This window comes from Flavobacterium commune, from assembly GCF_001857965.1.
Lineage (GTDB): Bacteria > Bacteroidota > Bacteroidia > Flavobacteriales > Flavobacteriaceae > Flavobacterium > Flavobacterium commune.
This window is the reverse complement of record NZ_CP017774.1, coordinates 111,896-130,722: the sequence shown is the minus strand read 5'-3', so window position 1 is coordinate 130,722 and position 18,827 is coordinate 111,896. Positions and strand designations below refer to the sequence as shown.

Here is an 18,827-nt window from a genome sequence, read left to right as displayed (position 1 = left end):
TTTTTTATAACCATAAATTTCAAAAACTTATATTCACTTTATGAATTTAGCTTTTCTTTTTGTACTATTTTAAAAACTTAAATGACTTATATGGTTTAAAAAGTATTTTCAGTTTAGAAGCATTTATCTGTAAAAATCTGTTAAATCTGCGTGCTAAAAAAACTATCTTTGAAGTTAAAATACAATTCATGATTTCCTCCCAGTTTTATAGTCTTTTAAAAAATAAATTTCCGTTTTCACCTACTTACAATCAGGATATTTTTTTTCAGAAGATTGCCATCTTTTTGACAGAAACTACTAATGATAGCATTTTTGTTCTTAAAGGATATGCTGGAACGGGGAAAACTACCGTCATTTCGACTATTGTAAATAACCTTTTAGAGATCAATAAAAAATATGTTTTGTTGGCTCCAACAGGTCGAGCTGCCAAAGTAATTGCTAATTATTCGAATAAAGCTGCTTTTACCATTCATAAGAAAATTTATTTTCCTAAGAAAAATTCAGGTGGTGGCCTGTCTTTTACGTTGCAACAAAACAAACATAAAAATACCATTTTTATAGTCGATGAAGCTTCGATGATTTCGGATGTGGATTCTGATTCAAAGATGTATGCCAATGGTTCCTTGCTTGACGATTTGATTTCGTATGTCTATTCAGGAACCAATTGCAAAATGATTCTTTTGGGAGATACTGCTCAGTTGCCTCCTGTAAATTTAGATATCAGTCCCGCATTAGACATTCGTACTTTGAGTATGAACTATAATAAGGAAGTCGATTATATCGAACTCGACGAAGTCATGCGTCAGGAAGAGAGTTCCGGGATTTTGCATAATGCGACCGAACTTCGGGAATTATTGAAAGATTCCTTCATTACCGATTTTCAGTTTAATGTTCGAAAATTCAAAGACATTGTTCGTTTGGTAGATGGATATGATATTCAGGATGCCATCAATTCGGCTTACAGTAATTATAGTATCGAAGATACCGCATTTATTGTTCGTTCGAATAAAAGAGCGAATCAATATAATGAGCAAATCAGATCTAAAATTCTCGATAAAGAAAGTGAATTGTCTACGGGAGATTTTTTGATGGTGGTTAAGAACAACTATTTTTGGCTGAAAGAATCAGACGAAGCCGGTTTTATTGCCAATGGTGATATTATCGAAATTTTGGAGATTTTTAATATCAAAGAATTGTACGGATTTAAGTTTGCCAAAGTAAAAATCCGAATGGTCGATTATCCGAATCAGATTCCGTTTGAAACGGTTTTATTATTGGACACTATAAAAAGCGAATCGCCATCGTTGACTTACGAAGAATCAAACCGATTATATCAGGAAGTCTTAAAAGACTACGAAGGCGAAACCAAATTCAAGCAATTCCAAAAAGTAAAAGCCAATGAATATTTCAACGGACTTCAGGTGAAATTTTCTTATGCCATTACTTGTCATAAATCGCAAGGAGGGCAGTGGAACACGGTTTTTATAGAACAACCGTATTTGCCTAACGGAATTGACCGGGATTACATTCGCTGGTTGTACACCGCCATGACTCGTGCCAAAAACAAATTATACCTAATAGGATTTAAAGACGAGAGCTTTGTAGATTAATTTTTAGAAATTAATATCGTCAAGAACAGAAGCATACCGATCATGAAAACCCTTCCGATAATTAGTATAAAAATGAAAAACCAGTATTATTAAGGTATTAGTTAAATTGTGGTCGCAAGCGAACAAATGTCGAACCATTTTATAGAGGATTTGGAGTGAATCAATTCTTTAATTTGTAATACTATCTGATAATGTTAAATTTATTTTTAACATTTTTAGCGTAAACGAAAATACAAGTTTGGAAAAAGAATTGAATGAATTAGAATTATTAGAGTACCATACAAGGACTATAACTACAGAGAGAAAGGAATTATTGAACTTGAATGACAAATTCATTTTTTTAATAGGACACTATCCCAAAAAGTGTGTAAGTTGAAAAGTTAAGGCTTCGTTTTTATAATCGGAGCCTTTTTTCAAATATAATGGTAAATTGGTTTAAAACAATTCCCCAATTTTGAATAGGCATTGACCATTTTTTGGTCGCTTCTCTTAAAGCCAAAAATACCGATTTTAATACAGCATCATCTGTTGGGAACGACATTTTATTTTTAGTGTATTTTCTAATTTTTCCGTTTAAGTTCTCGATTAAATTTGTTGTATAAATGATTTTTCTAATTTCAATTGGAAAATCAAAAAATACGGTCAATTCATCCCAGTTATCTCGCCAGGATTTAATTGCATAAGAATATTTGGATTCCCATTTGTCTGCAAAATCGTTTAAAGCCAACTCTGCTGCTTGTTTTGTTGGAACGTTATAAATATGTTTCATATCGGCAGTAAATTGTTTTCTATCCTTCCAAACAACATATTTACAAGCGTTTCTAATTTGATGAACCACACAGATTTGTGTTTGAGATTCAGGGAAAACACTTCGGATTGTTTGAGTAAATCCATTTAAATTATCGGTAGCTGTAATAAGTATATCTTCAACGCCACGGGCTTTTAAATCAGTCAAAACACTCATCCAAAAGCTACTGCTTTCATTCTTACCAAGCCACATTCCTAAAACATCTTTTTTACCATCTCTGTTAAGCCCTACAGCTAAATAAATAGTTTTATTGATAACTTTCGAACCTTCTCTAACCTTAAAAACAATACCATCCATCCAAACAATTAAATAAAGCTCTTCTAGTGGCCTGTTTTGCCAAGTAACTACTTCATTTGTAATTGTGTTGGTAATACGTGATATAGTCGAAGAAGACACTTCAAAATCATATACCTCCTTGATCTGTTCTTCAATATCACTAACACTCATGCCTTTAGCATAAAGTGAGATGATGACATTTTCAATACCTTGGGCTATATTTTCTCTTTTAGGAACAAGCAGGGGATTAAAGGAAGAATCTCTGTCACGAGGAACTTTGATTTCTTGTTGACCAAAAGAGGTCTTTATTTTTTTAGTTCCGTGTCCGTTGCGATAATTACCCTTAGTGGTTTTATCGTGTTTTTCATTGTCTAAATGAGCATCAAGTTCGGCTTCGAGCATATGTTCAACAGCTCGTTTGTGCATCGTTTGAAAGAATGAGGTTAAATCTTCTGCATTCTTGAAGGATTTATAGAAATCCTTGTTGTTTAATAAGTCGTCTTTGTCAATCATAATTATGTAAGGTTAAAAATAACAAAAAGTTATTTCCGAAAAATATTTTTGAGCTTTTTAAAGGAGCTCAAATATTTTTCAGAATAACTTTTCAACTTACACAGTTAGTGAGACACTACCTTTAATAGATTATAAATTTGTCCAAACTTTTGGTTTTAGATTATGATGGCTAATGTTTTATTGAACCCTGTTAGAGTTCAAAACTTTGACAGGGTTAATGATTTATTGAGATTGCTTCGTTTCAATAACTATCGGAACGAAGCAATGACTAATACTTAAACTTCTTCTGTTTCACTTTGATTCCTGAAAACCAATTGACCGTCAAAAGCGTCCAAAAGGATAATGCTATCGGTAGTGATTTTTCCAGCCAGAATTTCTTTAGACAGCTGGTTCAAAACCTCTCTTTGAATCACACGTTTTACTGGTCGGGCACCAAACTGCGGGTCAAATCCTTTTTCGGATAAATAATCGATAGCTTGCGGAGTGGCGTCCATAGTGATGCCTTGTTGTGCCAGCATTTTAGTAACCGATTTCAGTTGTAAACCTACAATTTGCGCAATATTAGCATTGCTCAACGGCGTAAACATCACGATTTCGTCAATACGGTTGATGAATTCGGGGCGAACGGTTTGTTTCAATAAGCCTAAAACTTCTACTTTGGCAGCTTCGGTTGCGGCTTCAAGACCACCTTTTAGATTTTCAAATTTCTCCTGAATAATCTGGCTTCCCATATTAGAAGTCATAATGATAATCGAGTTTTTAAAATCGGCCAAACGTCCTTTGTTGTCTGTCAAACGTCCTTCGTCCAACACTTGTAATAAGATGTTGAAGGTATCGGGATGTGCTTTTTCAATTTCATCCAACAGAATAACAGAATAGGGTTTTCTACGAACCGCTTCGGTTAATTGTCCGCCTTCGTCATAGCCTACATATCCCGGAGGCGCACCTACTAATCGGCTTACGGCATGGCGTTCTTGGTACTCACTCATATCAATACGTGTCATGGCATTTTCATCGTCAAATAAATATTCTGCCAGAGCTTTGGCCAATTCCGTTTTACCTACACCAGTTGTACCCAGGAACAAAAAGGTACCCACAGGTTTTTTCATGTCCTGCAATCCGGCACGGCTTCGGCGTACAGCATCACTCACAGCTTCAATGGCTTCTTCCTGACCTACCACACGACGGTGTAATTCTTCTTCCAGATGCAGGAGTTTTTCTCTTTCTCCCTGAAGCATTTTCACAACCGGAATTCCGGTCCATTTGGCCACCACTTCGGCAATGTCTTCCCGGGTAACTTCTTCTTTTATCAAAGAACTTCCACCGGATTGGTTTTCTTGTAATTCTTTACCAAAAGTTTCCAAACGCTCTTGAGCTTCTTTGATTTTTCCGTATCTTATTTCGGCTACTTTTCCGTAATCACCGTCACGTTCGGCACGTTCGGCTTCGTATTTAAAATCTTCAATTTCTTTTTTAACCGCCTGTATGTTTTCTACAATATCTTTCTCTGATTTCCATTTGGCAAAAATCTTGTTGCGCTCTTCTTTTAGGTTGGCTAATTCCATTCCTAAAATTTTGAGTTTGCTTTCATCGTTCTCCCGTTTGATGGCTTCAATTTCGATTTCTAATTGCATTACTTTTCGATCCAAAACATCCAGCTCTTCTGGTTTTGAATTGATTTCCATACGGATTTTAGAAGCGGCCTCGTCCATTAAGTCGATGGCTTTATCTGGTAAAAAACGGTTGGTAATATAACGTTGCGATAATTCCACAGCCGCAATAATTGCCTCGTCTTTAATTTGTACCTGATGATGGGTTTCATATTTTTCTTTAATACCACGCAGAATCGAAATGGCACTTTCGGTATCGGGTTCTTCAATCATTACTTTTTGAAAACGTCTTTCTAAGGCTTTGTCTTTTTCAAAATATTTTTGGTATTCGTCCAAGGTGGTTGCCCCAATAGCACGCAGTTCTCCACGTGCTAAAGCAGGTTTCAGGATATTAGCCGCATCCATCGCACCTTCACCACCTCCGGCACCAACGAGCGTGTGGATTTCGTCAATGAAAAGTACAATATCTCCTTCGGCAGAAGTTACTTCTTTCACCACTGATTTCAAGCGTTCTTCAAATTCTCCTTTGTATTTAGCACCCGCAATCAAAGCTCCCATGTCAAGCGAATACACAATTTTTTCCTTTAGGTTTTCAGGAACATCACCATCAACAATTCGGTGTGCTAATCCTTCGGCAATGGCGGTTTTACCCACACCAGGTTCTCCCACCAGCATTGGGTTGTTTTTTGTGCGTCGGGTTAAAATTTGTAATACACGTCGAATTTCTTCATCACGGCCAATAACGGGATCCAGTTTACCGCTACGGGCTAATTCGTTGAGGTTTTTAGCGTATTTGTTCAAGGAATTATAGGTTTCTTCGGCTGATGCTGAGGTTACTCTTTCGCCTTTACGCAATTCTTCGATTGTTACTTTCAATCCTTTTTCGGTAACGCCCTGATCTTTTAGAATCTGTGCTACTTTAGATTTGGAAGCAAAAATAGCTAAGATTAAATGTTCGATAGAAACGTATTCATCGTTCATTTTTTGCGCAATTATTTCGGCTTCGTTCAACGTTTTATTGGCTTCTCTGGAAAGCATGATGTCTCCACCCGAAACTTTAGGAAAACTTTGAATGGTGCTATCCAAAATTTGCAAAAATAAAGGCACATTGACATTGAGTTTTTTCAAAATAAAAGGTGCTACATTTTCATCTACTTCAAAAATAGCTTTGAAAATGTGTTCGTTTTCTATTTGTTGTTGACCATTGCTTTGAGCCAACTGTTGCGAAAGCTGAATGGCTTCCTGCGATTTAATTGTGAATTTATTGATGTTCATTTTGTTTTATAGATTTGGTTAAAACTAATTACTTAACTTTGCAGGAGTTGGGACAAATTATATTCCATAGTAAAATTACGGACAAAAAGACACAAAAAGAATGATTTTTATCAGTTTTAAATGTCAAAAAGTCAGAAAATAAGTCAAAATATGAGTTTTTTAAAAAATTTCTTTGGGAGTGAGGAAACTCCAAAACAACAGGAAAGCAAAATAAATTGGGAATTGCTAACAGATGTGGATCAGTTAGGTGAAATTATTTTTAATTCGAATGAGAAACCAGCGGTGATTTTTAAACACAGCACCCGTTGTAGTGTTAGCCGAATGGCGTTGAAACAGTTTGAAAACGAATTCAATTTAGGAGAAGAAGTTACGCCGTACTTTCTGGATTTGTTGAACTACCGTGAGATTTCGAATGAAATAGCTAATCGTTTTAATGTGTATCACGAGTCACCACAAATTCTTTTGATTAAAGATGGAAAATCAGTTTATGATGCTTCGCATTCGGATATTGATGCAGGAGATTTGAGTGATAAGTTGTAGTAATATAATAAATTAAAAGCCACGAATTCAGGAATTAATACATTATAATTCGTGAATTCGTAGCTTTTTTAGGTAGTGTCTCACTAACTGTGTAAGTTGAAAAGTTATTCTGAAAAATATTTGAGCTCCTTTAAAAAGCTCAAAAATATTTTTCGGAAATAACTTTTTGTTATTTTTAACCTTACATAATTATGATTGACAAAGACGACTTATTAAACAACAAGGATTTCTATAAATCCTTCAAGAATGCAGAAGATTTAACCTCATTCTTTCAAACGATGCACAAACGAGCTGTTGAACATATGCTCGAAGCCGAACTTGATGCTCATTTAGACAATGAAAAACACGATAAAACCACTAAGGGTAATTATCGCAACGGACACGGAACTAAAAAAATAAAGACCTCTTTTGGTCAACAAGAAATCAAAGTTCCTCGTGACAGAGATTCTTCCTTTAATCCCCTGCTTGTTCCTAAAAGAGAAAATATAGCCCAAGGTATTGAAAATGTCATCATCTCACTTTATGCTAAAGGCATGAGTGTTAGTAATATTGAAGAACAGATCAAGGAGGTATATGATTTTGAAGTGTCTTCTTCGACTATATCACGTATTACCAACACAATTACAAATGAAGTAGTTACTTGGCAAAACAGGCCACTAGAAGAGCTTTATTTAATTGTTTGGATGGATGGTATTGTTTTTAAGGTTAGAGAAGGTTCGAAAGTTATCAATAAAACTATTTATTTAGCTGTAGGGCTTAACAGAGATGGTAAAAAAGATGTTTTAGGAATGTGGCTTGGTAAGAATGAAAGCAGTAGCTTTTGGATGAGTGTTTTGACTGATTTAAAAGCCCGTGGCGTTGAAGATATACTTATTACAGCTACCGATAATTTAAATGGATTTACTCAAACAATCCGAAGTGTTTTCCCTGAATCTCAAACACAAATCTGCGTGGTTCATCAAATTAGAAATGCTTGTAAATATGTCGTTTGGAAGGATCGAAAACAATTTACTGCCGATATGAAACATATTTATAACGCTCCAACAAAACAAGCAGCAGAGTTGGCTTTAAACGATTTTGCAGACAAATGGGAATCCAAATATTCTTATGCAATTAAATCCTGGCGAGATAACTGGGATGAATTGACCGTATTTTTTGATTTTCCAATTGAAATTAGAAAAATCATTTATACAACAAATTTAATCGAGAACTTAAACGGAAAAATTAGAAAATACACTAAAAATAAAATGTCGTTCCCAACAGATGATGCTGTATTAAAATCGGTATTTTTGGCTTTAAGAGAAGCGACCAAAAAATGGTCAATGCCTATTCAAAATTGGGGAATTGTTTTAAACCAATTTACCCTTATATTTGAAAAAAGGCTCCGATTATAAAAACGAAGCCTTAACTTTTCAACTTACACACTTTTTGGGATAGTGTCCTTTTTTATTTGAATAAATCTCTCTTTTAATAAGCCAGATTCATTTTTTCTTTAATCTCATTCAAGCAAAGATTATTAATACTTCCTTCGTGTGAATGTTTTGTTGCTTTTGGTGATTTGTAATTTCCGGCTTCAATTTGCAAAGCTACTTCTTTGTAGGCATCTCTAAATGGGATTCCAGCCGAAACCATTTCGTTCAAAGTATCTACAGTAAATAGATAATCGTATTTTTTATCCTCTAAAATATTTTCTTTTACTTTAATATCCGGAATGGAGAAAATAGCAATATCCAAACAGGCTTTTAAGTTTTGAATCGCAGGGAAAACACCTTCTTTTAAAAGTTGTAAATCTCTGTGGTAACCACTTGGTAGGTTATTGGTAATTAAGGTTAATTCATATGGTAATGACTGAATCTTGTTGCATTTTCCACGAATTAACTCAAATACATCAGGATTTTTTTTATGAGGCATAATGCTGGATCCTGTAGTCAGATTTGCCGGTAAACCAATAAAATCAAAATTCTGGCTCATATATAAACAGACGTCATAAGCAAATTTTGAAAGCGTACCTGCAACACTTGCCATTGCAAAAGAAACTGTTTTCTCAGATTTTCCACGACTCATTTGTGCCGCAACGGAATTGTATTTTAAAGTGCTAAAACCCATTTCTTTTGTGGTAAAAGTTCTGTCAATAGGGAAGGAGCTACCATATCCTGCAGCAGAACCCAACGGATTTTGATCTACTACTTTTAAAGCAGCATTAAGCATACTCATATCGTCGATTAGACTTTCGGCATAAGCAGAAAACCACATTCCAAATGAACTAGGCATTGCAATTTGTAAATGTGTATAACCTGGTAGTAATACGTTTTGGTATTTTTCGGCAGAAGCCATCAATAAATCAAAAAGTGCTTTTACTTGCTGTTTTAATTGTAGAACTTCTTCTTTTAAGTACAGGTTCATATCCACTAAAACCTGATCATTACGAGAACGGGCGGTGTGTATTTTTTTTCCGGCATCGCCTACTTTTTGGGTAAGTAAATATTCAACTTTTGAATGTACATCTTCAAATGAATCTTCGATAGTAAAATTTCCAGCTTTGATATCTTCCTGAATTTCTGCCAATGCACCTAGTAAATCTTCACATTCCTGATGGGTAATCAAGCCGATTTTAGCAAGCATTTTTGCCTGAGCTATATTTCCTGTAACATCATGTTTGGCCAAAATCAAATCTAATTCACGATCGTTTCCAACAGTAAATAAATCGATTTGTTTATCTGTTGGTATTCCTTTTTCCCAAAGTTTCATAATTCTGTTTTTTGTTTTGCAGAGATACACTGAGAACACTCAGGGATTCGCAAAGTTTTTATTTTTTTGCCCCGATAGCAGCGAAAATCCTTTTATTTTTTTCTTTAAAAAATAAAAGATTGTAGCGAATAGCGGGATTAGCTACTTAATATTATTAAAAAAATCAGTTAGTATTTTGATATACAATTCGATTCCTTCTTCTATTTCGTTTACATATATAAATTCGTTAGCCGAGTGTGAGCGTAAGCTTTCTCCTGGCCCCAGTTTTAAAGACTTGCAATATAAAACCGATTGATCCGAAAGGGTAGGTGAGCCATAAGTGGTTCTTCCCAAAGCGATTCCTGCTTGTACCAATCCGTGTGAAACTGGGATTGATGAAGCGTTTAAGTGCATGGAGCGTGGAGTCACTTCAGCATTTACGTTTGCTCTTACTGTGTCTAAAATTTCGGTATTGTTGTAGCAATCATTCACACGAATATCGACAACCAAATGACATTCAGCAGGAACAACATTGTGTTGCTTTCCGGCGGTAACCTGGGTTACAGTCATTTTTACAGGTCCTAAAACCTCAGATATTTTCTCAAATTGATAGCTTTTAAACCATTCAATTACCGGCATGGCATTGTAAATAGGATTGTCAGGATTGTTGTGTGCAGCGTGACTTGCCGTCCCTTTAACAACCACATCTAATACCAATAATCCTTTTTCGGCTACGGCTAATTGCATTAAGGTTGGTTCACCAACAATGGCACATTCCAGTTCCGGTAAATGTTTTAGAATACTATTCAAACCATTTTTTCCGCTGCTTTCTTCCTCTGCGGTAGCTGCAACTACAATATTGTAAGGCAGGTTTTCATTGGCATAAAAATGAGTAAATGTGGCAATTAGCGAAACTAAACATCCTCCGGCATCGTTACTTCCCAGACCAAATAATTTTCCGTCTTCTACTTTTGCTTCAAATGGATCGTTAGTATAACCCTGGTTTGGTCTCACAGTATCGTGGTGCGAATTGAGTAAAAGTGTCGGTTTGGATTTATCAAAATGTTTATTGTAAGCCCAAACATTATTGTTTTCTCTTTCGAAAGGAATGTTATTCTGAGTAAACCAATTTTCGATTAAAAGTGCTGTTTGCTCTTCTTCACTCGAAAATGAAGGCGTCTGAATCAGTGATTTTAATAACGCAATGGCTTCTTGTATAAGAGTTTCTATGTTTTTCATATTTTATTTTTTTGCTACGAAGAGACAAAGTCGCAAAGTTTTAAATTATTTCTTTGTGTCTTGGCGTCTTTGTGGCAAATTAATTATAATTCTATACTCGTACAAATTGCCTCTGAGTTTTTCAACATTCTGTGATGGCCAATTTTAATTTTTTGAACTCCTTTAGACAAACTATTGAAACAGTTATCCAATTTAGGAATCATTCCCGAATGAATGGCTCCTTCTTCTTTTAATTGCGAATAAAGAGCAGAATTGATTTGGCGAATAACCGAATTTTCATCTTCAACATCGGTTAAAACTCCCGCTTTTTCGAAACAATAGTTCAAGGTTACTTCAAAAACTTCCGATGCTGCTATGGCTAATTCGCTCGCAATTGTATCGGCATTAGTGTTTAATAATTGTCCGTTTTTATCGTGTGTAATAGCACAGAAAACAGGAACAATTCCGCTATTGATTAAGGTTTCCAATAAAGGAGTATTCACTTTTTGAACATCGCCTACAAAACCGTAATCAATCGTTGGATGGTCTCTTTTAGTAGATTGAATTAAATTCCCGTCAGCTCCTGAAAATCCCATTGCATTGGTGTTATGAGCCTGTAATTGAGCAACAACATTTTTGTTGATTTCTCCGGCATAAATCATCACCACTACGTCAAGCATAGGTTTATCGGTAATTCTTCGTCCGTCAATCATCTGAGGAACTAAACCAATACTTTGCGCCATTTTAGTAGCCGATTTTCCGCCACCGTGAACCAAAATTTTATTTCCTTCAATCTTAGAAAAATCTGCTAAAAAATGAGCTAATTCCGTTGGATTATCTATGATGTTTCCACCAATTTTTATGATGGATAAGGATTGCTTACTTTTTTCCATTTTCCAATATTTTTTGCAAAACTAATTGAGCAGAATAGGTTCTGTTATTTGCTTGTTCGATGACAACAGAATTTTCGCTGTCAATTACTTCGTCAGTAACAATTACATTTCTTCTAACAGGCAAACAGTGCATGAATTTAGCATTATTAGTTAAAGCCATTTTCTCAGCAGTAACGGTCCAATTTGGGTCAGAATTAGTAATTTTTCCGTATTCTTTATAATTACTCCAGTTTTTAGCATAGATAAAATCAGCATTTTCGAAAGCCTTATTTTGATCGTATTCGATTTTGGAATCTTTGGTGATTTCCGGATTCAATTCGTAGCCTTCAGGATGCGTAATTACAAAATCCATATTTTCCTGCTTTTGCATCATTTCTACAAAAGAGTTTGGAACAGCCTGAGGCAAAGCTCTAGGATGTGGAGCCCAGGTTAAAACTACTTTTGCTCTGTGTTTGGTTTTGTGTTCTGCCATTGTAATTGCGTCGGCAAGGGATTGCATTGGGTGTCCCGTAGCACTTTCCATGTTTACAACCGGTACAGAAGCATATTTTAAGAAACCGGAAATTACGGTTTCGGCATTGTCTTTTTCTTTATCAACCAATCCTGCAAAAGCTCTAATCGCGATGATATCGCAATATTGAGAAACAACTGCTGCGGCTTCCTTGATGTGTTCCGATGAACCTTGATCCATAACAACTCCATCCTGGAATTCCAAAGTCCATCCTTCGCTGTTAAAATTCATTACAATCACGTTCATTCCCAAATTCATAGCCGCTTTTTGCGTACTCAAACGGGTTCTCAAACTAGAGTTGAAAAACAACATCCCTAAGGTTTTGTTTTTTCCCAGTTTTTTATTCTTAAGCGGATTTTTTTTGATTTTTAACGCTTGTTTCACCCATTTGTCAAGTGAATCGATGTTTTGTATGGATATAAAGTTCATTGTTCTTTATTTATTTGTACGCTGATTAAACGGATTCGCTATCGCGAAGACACAGATAAAAGCGGATTGTTGTATTTTTTGTTAATTGTACGCTTATTAAACGGATTCGCTATCGCGAAGTCACAGATAAGAGCAGATTATTTTAGATTTGCTGAAGCAAAAGTACGGATTTTATTTTCTGTCATTTTCAAATATTTTTCGTTTGAATTCTGGTTTTTTTCCAAAGTTTAAAAGAAGACCAACTTCACAGTCTGTAGCTCTTAAATAGTTTAGAATTTGATTTTCAAATTCTTTTACAATGTAATCAGCTGCTTTCAATTCGAGTATAATTTTATCTTCGACCATTAAATCAGCGAAATATTCTCCAACTTCAGTTCCTTTATAAAAAACAGGAATTCTTTTTTGAGGTTCAACTTTAAGCCCTTTGTTTTTTAATTCCAGATACAAAGAATTTTGATACACTTTTTCTAGAAATCCATAACCCAATTCATTATAAACTTCATAAAAAGTTTTAATAATTAGGTTTGTTAATTCTTCGTGTAATAATTCCATTTTAGAAAATCTGTTTTATCAGCGTTTTCGCTTTAGCGAATCTGTATAATCCGTGTCCTAGAATTATATAATCTTTGTAAATGCAATTTCATTTTTCAAGGCATTTAAGATAAAATTATCTTTCAAACCATTGATAATCCAGGTTTCAATATTAGCTTCTTTTGCGATGGCTACGGCTTCTATTTTTGATTGCATTCCGCCTGTTCCGTGTGACGATTTAGAATCTCCAATTTCTTTTTCCAAATCCTTCAACTCTTTTACTGATAAAATTGTTTCCGGAGTTCCTTTGTCCATTGATTCTTTAGTGTAAAAACCGTCGGTATTGGTGGCAATTATCAAAATATCTACTTTTAATAAAACAGCGGCCAAAGCGGCTAATTTATCGTTGTCACCAAATTTAATTTCATCCGTGGCTACCGTATCGTTTTCGTTGATAATGGGGATGTAATTGTTTTTAACTAATACGTTGATGGTATTGACAATGTTTTTTCGGGTTTGTTCTTTTTCGAAATCAGAATAAGAAAGCAAACACTGCGAAGTATTTAATCCTAAATCCTTGAAGTTTTCATTGTAAATCCGCATCAAATGAGGCTGACCAATAGAGGCTAAAGCTTGTTTTACAAAAACATCTTTGTCGTTATTGTCTAACTTTACAAATTGTTTTGCCGCAGCAATAGCACCTGAACTCACAATGATAAATTCGTATTCATCGTTTAAGGCGGCTATTTGCATACCAATGTCTTCAATCTTTCCTCTCGAAATATGATTGGTTTCTTTGGTTAGCGTATTGCTTCCTAATTTTAATAAAATTCTTTTTTTTGCCATGTTTTTTTAACCGCAAAGGGCTTTTTTTAACCACAAACCTGTCTGCCGACAGGCAGGGGACACTAAGTAATCGCAAAGTGCACAAAGTTTTTTATTCTTTTACTTTGTAAAAAAGTTCACAAAGTCATGTTTATATTTTTTACAGTTTGGGTTTTAAATCTGTAATCAAAAATCTTAAATCATTTTTGTTCTCGACTTCGCTCGAACTGACAACGGATTACTGCAAACTGAAATCTGGTTTCTGCTATCTAACTTGTCCGTCTCCGTAAATATACCATTTATTGGTTACCAAATGTTGTAAACCAATTGGTCCACGTTGGTGTAATTTATCCGTACTGATGGCTAATTCCCCGCCTAAACCAAATTGCCCTCCATCGGTGAAACGGGTAGAAGCGTTGTGATAAACGGATGAAGCATCAATGTTTTCCATAAATTCTTGTGCAATGGCTTTGTCTTCGGTAATAATTGAAGCCGAATGTCCGCCACAATATTTGTTGATTTTAGCAATCGCTTCTTGTTTAGAATCGATTGTTCCAATGACAATTTTGTAATCCAAAAACTCTTCGTACCAAATCAAATCGTTTTCTATTGCAGGCACCTGAGTTGCTTTTGCAAAAGCATCATCACCTAAAATAGTTACGTTGTATGCTTTTAGTTTGGCTACCAATTCATTAGCAAAACCTTCCCAATTTGGAACATTAGTATCAATTAAAACTTTATCTAAAGCATTACAAACTGATATGTTTGAAGTTTTTCCGTTAATGATAATTGCCATCGCTTTATCTAAATCAGCATCGGCATTTACATACACAAAATTATTCCCTCGACCGCTTACAATCACAGGACAACTGGCGTGTTTTTTAGTGAATTCAATCAGTTTTTCACCACCACGAGGTACAATTAAATCGACTCTTTGCGTTGGTTTTTCAAGAAAAGCCTGGGTTTGAACTCTGTCATAATTCAAATACTCCACCCAATCCGTACTTACGCCATTGCTTTCTAAGGCTTGGTGCCAAAGGCTCACAATTTTTTGGTTCGAAAGCAACGATTCTTTTCCACCTTTCAATAAAATTTTATTTCCTGATTTGAATGCGATTCCACCAGCTTCTACTGTTACGTCCGGACGGGATTCATAGATAATCAAAATTGTTCCAAAAGCAGCAGTCTTGTTGCTGATTTTCATTCCGTTTTCATGGGTGAATTCATAGCGAACCTGCCCCACAGGATCTTCCTGACCAGCCAATTGCTTCACAGAAAGAATCATTCCGTCTACTTTGGCATCGTCAACGAGTAGCCGTTTTTCCATAGCCAAATCTTCACCGTTATAATTGGCTAAATCTTGTTGATTGATGGCTTTCAAAGCTTCTCTTTCTTGTTCTAAAAGAGCCGCCATCGTAGTCAATACAGCGTTTCTTTTTTCTATGGATAAAATAGTACTCATTTTGTTTTATTTTTTAAGTTTAAAAAAACTTATGCTTTTAATTCGGCTAATGATTCCTGTAATGCAACGATAAATGCGTCAATTGCAGCAGTAGTGATCGTTAATGGTGGAAGAATTCTCAATAAGTTTTTATTGTTAGCTCCACCTGTAAAAATGTATTTTTCAATAATCATTTTCTTTCTCAAAGCACTCACGTCAAAGTCAAATTCAACTCCTAACATCAATCCTCTTCCTTTTACTTTGATGATTTCAGGAATTACTTTAATCGCTTCAAAAAAGTATTCTGATACTTTGTTGGTGTTTTCTATCAAGTTTTTACTTTCGATAACATCCAAAACGGCAATACCGGCAGCACAAGCCAAATGACTTCCGCCGAAAGTAGTTCCTAATAATCCGTAGCTTGCCTGGAATTTAGGAGAAATCAAAACCCCTCCAATAGGGAAACCGTTCCCCATTCCTTTAGCAGTAGTTACAATATCCGGATTGATTCCGTGGTGTTGGAAAGCAAAGAATTTTCCGCTTCTTCCGTAACCTGATTGTACTTCGTCTAAAATTAAAACTACATCATGGGCTGCACAGGCTTTTTCCAAAGCTTGAAAGAACTCCGTTGTTCCTTGATCTAAACCACCAACACCTTGAATTGGTTCGATGATTACAGCACAAACATCGCCTTTTTTCAATTCTGCTTCTACCAAATCAATTTGGTTCAAAGGCAGGAAAGTAACAACTTGTTGCGCGTTTAATGGTGCTACAATTTTTTTGTTGTCGGTTACAGCAACGGCTGCAGAAGTTCTTCCGTGAAATGAATTGTCAAAAGCAATTACTCTTGATTTGTTCGTGTGGAAAGAAGCTACTTTCAAAGCATTTTCATTGGCTTCAGCACCAGAACTACAAAGGAATAAGCTAAAATCAGTTAAGCCGGAAGCTTTTCCTAATTTTTCGGCTAATTCTACTTGTAATGGATTCTGAATCGCATTTGAGTAAAAACTCAAATTATCCAGTTGCTCTTTCACTTTAGCAACATAATCCGGTTGTGTATGTCCAATAGAAATTACTCCGTGACCAGAGTATAAATCTAAATATTCGATTCCTTTATCGTCTGTAATCGTGCAATCTAAAGCTTTTACAGGCGTGATAGGGTATAATGGGTAAACGTCAAATAAGTTCATTTTTTTATTTTTTAGTTTGTTGTTTTTGGTTTGTCGTTTATAGTTGTTGAATAAAACCAAAAACTATAAACGACAAACTTTTTTTAGAATCCGCTTGGTTTCAAATGCAATCCTGTAGTCTCTTCCAGTCCAAACATTAAATTCATGTTTTGAACAGCCTGACCAGAGGCGCCTTTGAGTAAATTATCAATTATTGAAGTAATTAAAACCCGGTTTCCTTTTTTCAATAAACTAATAATACATTTGTTCGTTTGTACTACTTGTTTCATGTTGATGTTAGTAGTAGTAACCGTTACAAAAGGTTGGTCAGCATAAAAAGCTTCGTATTTAGCAACCAAATCTTCTAAACATTCTTCCGATTTTGTATATAAAGTGGCAAAAATCCCTCTTGGAAAATCCCCTCTGTTTGGTATAAAAATTAATTCATCAGAGTAATCCGCTTGCAATTGATTGATGCTTTGGTTGATTTCGCCCAAATGTTGGTGCTCAAATACTTTGTAGTGAGATAAATTGTTGTTTCTCCAGCTAAAATGTGAGGTAGCAGCTAAACCAACTCCCGCACCAGTACTACCAGTTGTTGCGTTGATGTGAACATCTTCAGTCAATAATCCATCAGCAGCCAATGGCAATAAAGCCAATTGAATAGCTGTAGCAAAACAACCTGGATTGGCAATATAATTGGCGTTTTTAATGTCGGCTTTGTTCAGTTCAGGCAATCCGTAAACAAAAGATTTACCGTTAAAGTCTTTGTCTTTTATTAAACGGAAATCATTTCCTAAATCGATGATTTTTGTATTATCTGAGAATTTGTTGTTTTCCAAGAATGAAATTGATTTTCCATGTCCTAAACACAAGAAAAGTACATCAACATCAGGATTGATAACATCTGTAAAATTCATTTCGATGTCGCCCATCAAATCGTGGTGTGCCACATAAAGTGGTTTTCCAGCGTTTGTAGTGCTGTAAACAAAATCTAATTTAGCATTCGGGTGAAACATTAGAATTCTAATTAATTCTCCTGCCGTATATCCCGAACCACCTATTATTCCAACTTTAATCATAATCTCTTTTTTTTATTTTAAACCATTAAGAAATTAAGATACATTTAGTTTTATGAAACTTAATTTCTTAATGGTTTAAAAAGTGTTTGTCAAAGTCTTTGTGAAAAAACTTTAACTTTTATATTTTATTTTAATGAAAATTACTCGTAAGTTTCATTGTTTACAGATGAAAATATGTTTTGAGCATTACCTAAGATTTTGATAAATCCTTTAGCATCTTCAGATGTCCAGGCATTGTTCATTTCTCCATATTGACCAAAACCGGTATTCATTAAATCATTGTCAGATTCGATTCCGTCTAATGAAAAATGATATGGTTTTAACGAAACAAATACTTTTCCGTTAACTGTTTTTTGAGTATCTTCAAGGAAAGTTTCGATGTTACGCATTACAGGATCTAAAAACTGACCTTCGTGAAATAACATTCCGTACCAGTTTCCTAGTTGTTCTTTCCAGTATTGTTGCCATTTTCCTAAAGTATGTTTCTCTAACAAATGGTGTGCTTTGATGATAATCAGTGGAGCAGCAGCTTCAAAACCAACTCTTCCTTTGATTCCAATAATAGTATCACCTACGTGAATATCTCTACCGATAGCATAAGCACTGGCTAATTTTTCTAAAACAACAATGTTGTTTGAAGGTTTGTCAGCTACACCGTTTACGGCAACTAATTCTCCTTTTTTGAATTCTAAAATTACTTTTTCTTCACCTTCTTTTTGTAATTGAGAAGGGTAGGCCTCACTTGGTAAAGGTTGGCTTGAAGTCAAAGTTTCTTTACCTCCCACACTGGTTCCCCAAAGTCCTTTGTTGATAGAATATTGTGCTTTTTCCCAAGAATAGTGTACTCCGTTTTTAGATAAATAATCTACTTCTTCCTGTCTTGATAATTTTAAGTCACGGATAGGAGTGATGATTTCAATTTCGGGAGCGATAGTTTGGAAAATTAAATCAAAACGAATTTGGTCATTTCCTGCACCAGTACTTCCGTGAGCAATAGCAGTAGCCCCAACAGATTTAGCATATTTTATAGCTTCGATTGCCTGAAAAACACGTTCAGCACTTACTGATAATGGGTAGGTATTGTTTTTTAAGACATTTCCGTAAATTAAATACTTGATGGCTTTGTCATAATATTTATCTAAGATAGTAAGGTTAGCATGCTTAGCACTTCCTAACTCATAAGCTCTGTCTTCGATAGCTTTTAATTCGGCATCATCAAAACCTCCTGTATTAATTAATACGGTGTGAACTTCATATCCTTGTTCATTTTTTAAATATTTAAGGCAATATGAGGTATCTAGACCTCCACTATAAGCTAATACAACTTTTTTCATTTTTCTTGATCTATGGGCTATTTACTATTCTTTTA

15 protein-coding genes are annotated in these 18,827 nt (G+C 35.1%); 3 read left to right on the top strand and 12 right to left on the bottom strand.

All coding sequences use genetic code 11. From position 1 onward, the window contains the following. Nucleotides 1-188 precede the first annotated feature (188 nt). On the top strand, nucleotides 189-1,610 hold the full coding sequence (locus BIW12_RS00475; RefSeq protein WP_071186034.1) for an ATP-dependent DNA helicase: 1,422 nt from the start codon (nucleotides 189-191) through the stop codon (nucleotides 1,608-1,610). A 394-nt stretch (nucleotides 1,611-2,004) separates the two neighbouring features. On the opposite strand, the gene BIW12_RS00470 is transcribed toward BIW12_RS00475, so the two are convergent. After that, on the bottom strand, nucleotides 2,005-3,207 hold the full coding sequence (locus tag BIW12_RS00470; protein WP_071183307.1) for an IS256 family transposase: 1,203 nt from the start codon (nucleotides 3,205-3,207) through the stop codon (nucleotides 2,005-2,007). Nucleotides 3,208-3,482: 275 nt separating this feature from the next. After that, nucleotides 3,483-6,092 (bottom strand): ATP-dependent chaperone ClpB, encoded by a 2,610-nt coding sequence (gene clpB / locus BIW12_RS00465; RefSeq protein ID WP_071183306.1) that lies wholly within the window; start codon nucleotides 6,090-6,092, stop codon nucleotides 3,483-3,485. Nucleotides 6,093-6,242: 150 nt separating this feature from the next. Between clpB and ytxJ the strand changes: the two genes are divergently transcribed. Both ytxJ and BIW12_RS00455 read left to right on the top strand, forming a co-directional pair. Next, nucleotides 6,243-6,632, top strand: a complete 390-nt coding sequence (ytxJ, locus tag BIW12_RS00460) for a bacillithiol system redox-active protein YtxJ (protein WP_071186033.1) — start codon at nucleotides 6,243-6,245, stop codon at nucleotides 6,630-6,632. A 191-nt stretch (nucleotides 6,633-6,823) separates the two neighbouring features. Beyond that, entirely contained in the window at nucleotides 6,824-8,026 is a 1,203-nt protein-coding gene (locus tag BIW12_RS00455; protein ID WP_071183305.1) for an IS256 family transposase, read from the top strand. A 73-nt stretch (nucleotides 8,027-8,099) separates the two neighbouring features. Here the strand turns inward: BIW12_RS00455 and argH are convergent, their stop codons facing one another. From argH to BIW12_RS00405, 10 genes are all read right to left on the bottom strand, one after another. Further along, nucleotides 8,100-9,380 carry an argininosuccinate lyase gene (gene argH, locus BIW12_RS00450; RefSeq protein WP_071183304.1) on the bottom strand — a complete coding sequence of 427 codons (1,281 nt, stop codon included), beginning with the start codon at nucleotides 9,378-9,380 and terminating at the stop codon, nucleotides 8,100-8,102. A 141-nt stretch (nucleotides 9,381-9,521) separates the two neighbouring features. Next, on the bottom strand, nucleotides 9,522-10,598 hold the full coding sequence (locus BIW12_RS00445) for a M20 family metallo-hydrolase (protein ID WP_071183303.1): 1,077 nt from the start codon (nucleotides 10,596-10,598) through the stop codon (nucleotides 9,522-9,524). Between the two features lie 83 nt (nucleotides 10,599-10,681). Continuing rightward, nucleotides 10,682-11,470 carry an acetylglutamate kinase gene (gene argB, locus BIW12_RS00440; RefSeq protein WP_071183302.1) on the bottom strand — a complete coding sequence of 263 codons (789 nt, stop codon included), beginning with the start codon at nucleotides 11,468-11,470 and terminating at the stop codon, nucleotides 10,682-10,684. Continuing rightward, complete coding sequence (locus BIW12_RS00435) at nucleotides 11,457-12,410, bottom strand: N-acetylornithine carbamoyltransferase (RefSeq protein WP_071183301.1); 954 nt, start codon at nucleotides 12,408-12,410, stop codon at nucleotides 11,457-11,459. Before BIW12_RS00435 ends, argB begins: the two co-directional genes overlap by 14 nt. A gap of 171 nt (nucleotides 12,411-12,581) precedes the next feature. After that, the gene (locus tag BIW12_RS00430) at nucleotides 12,582-12,962 is read right to left on the bottom strand and encodes a GxxExxY protein (protein WP_071183300.1); all 381 of its coding nucleotides are present in this window, start codon (nucleotides 12,960-12,962) and stop codon (nucleotides 12,582-12,584) included. Nucleotides 12,963-13,025: 63 nt separating this feature from the next. Then, nucleotides 13,026-13,787 carry a glutamate 5-kinase gene (gene proB, locus BIW12_RS00425; RefSeq protein ID WP_071183299.1) on the bottom strand — a complete coding sequence of 254 codons (762 nt, stop codon included), beginning with the start codon at nucleotides 13,785-13,787 and terminating at the stop codon, nucleotides 13,026-13,028. A 244-nt stretch (nucleotides 13,788-14,031) separates the two neighbouring features. Beyond that, nucleotides 14,032-15,228: a glutamate-5-semialdehyde dehydrogenase gene (locus BIW12_RS00420; protein WP_071183298.1), complete on the bottom strand. Its 1,197-nt coding sequence runs from the start codon at nucleotides 15,226-15,228 to the stop codon at nucleotides 14,032-14,034. Between the two features lie 29 nt (nucleotides 15,229-15,257). After that, on the bottom strand, nucleotides 15,258-16,397 hold the full coding sequence (locus BIW12_RS00415) for an aspartate aminotransferase family protein (RefSeq protein ID WP_071186032.1): 1,140 nt from the start codon (nucleotides 16,395-16,397) through the stop codon (nucleotides 15,258-15,260). Between the two features lie 83 nt (nucleotides 16,398-16,480). After that, entirely contained in the window at nucleotides 16,481-17,458 is a 978-nt protein-coding gene (argC, locus tag BIW12_RS00410) for an N-acetyl-gamma-glutamyl-phosphate reductase (RefSeq protein ID WP_071183297.1), read from the bottom strand. A gap of 140 nt (nucleotides 17,459-17,598) precedes the next feature. Beyond that, nucleotides 17,599-18,792, bottom strand: coding sequence for an argininosuccinate synthase (locus BIW12_RS00405; protein ID WP_071183296.1), 1,194 nt, complete (start codon nucleotides 18,790-18,792; stop codon nucleotides 17,599-17,601). Nucleotides 18,793-18,827: the final 35 nt, after the last annotated feature.

What these genes read in the sequence shown, in the direction of transcription:
- BIW12_RS00475 (WP_071186034.1), top strand. Translation starts at nt 189, where the DNA reads ATGATTTCCTCCCAGTTTTATAGTCTTTTAAAAAATAAATTTCCGTTT.
- BIW12_RS00470 (WP_071183307.1), bottom strand. Translation starts at nt 3,207, where the DNA reads ATGATTGACAAAGACGACTTATTAAACAACAAGGATTTCTATAAATCC.
- clpB (WP_071183306.1), bottom strand. Translation starts at nt 6,092, where the DNA reads ATGAACATCAATAAATTCACAATTAAATCGCAGGAAGCCATTCAGCTT.
- ytxJ (WP_071186033.1), top strand. Translation starts at nt 6,243, where the DNA reads ATGAGTTTTTTAAAAAATTTCTTTGGGAGTGAGGAAACTCCAAAACAA.
- BIW12_RS00455 (WP_071183305.1), top strand. Translation starts at nt 6,824, where the DNA reads ATGATTGACAAAGACGACTTATTAAACAACAAGGATTTCTATAAATCC.
- argH (WP_071183304.1), bottom strand. Translation starts at nt 9,380, where the DNA reads ATGAAACTTTGGGAAAAAGGAATACCAACAGATAAACAAATCGATTTA.
- BIW12_RS00445 (WP_071183303.1), bottom strand. Translation starts at nt 10,598, where the DNA reads ATGAAAAACATAGAAACTCTTATACAAGAAGCCATTGCGTTATTAAAA.
- argB (WP_071183302.1), bottom strand. Translation starts at nt 11,470, where the DNA reads ATGGAAAAAAGTAAGCAATCCTTATCCATCATAAAAATTGGTGGAAAC.
- BIW12_RS00435 (WP_071183301.1), bottom strand. Translation starts at nt 12,410, where the DNA reads ATGAACTTTATATCCATACAAAACATCGATTCACTTGACAAATGGGTG.
- BIW12_RS00430 (WP_071183300.1), bottom strand. Translation starts at nt 12,962, where the DNA reads ATGGAATTATTACACGAAGAATTAACAAACCTAATTATTAAAACTTTT.
- proB (WP_071183299.1), bottom strand. Translation starts at nt 13,787, where the DNA reads ATGGCAAAAAAAAGAATTTTATTAAAATTAGGAAGCAATACGCTAACC.
- BIW12_RS00420 (WP_071183298.1), bottom strand. Translation starts at nt 15,228, where the DNA reads ATGAGTACTATTTTATCCATAGAAAAAAGAAACGCTGTATTGACTACG.
- BIW12_RS00415 (WP_071186032.1), bottom strand. Translation starts at nt 16,397, where the DNA reads ATGAACTTATTTGACGTTTACCCATTATACCCTATCACGCCTGTAAAA.
- argC (WP_071183297.1), bottom strand. Translation starts at nt 17,458, where the DNA reads ATGATTAAAGTTGGAATAATAGGTGGTTCGGGATATACGGCAGGAGAA.
- BIW12_RS00405 (WP_071183296.1), bottom strand. Translation starts at nt 18,792, where the DNA reads ATGAAAAAAGTTGTATTAGCTTATAGTGGAGGTCTAGATACCTCATAT.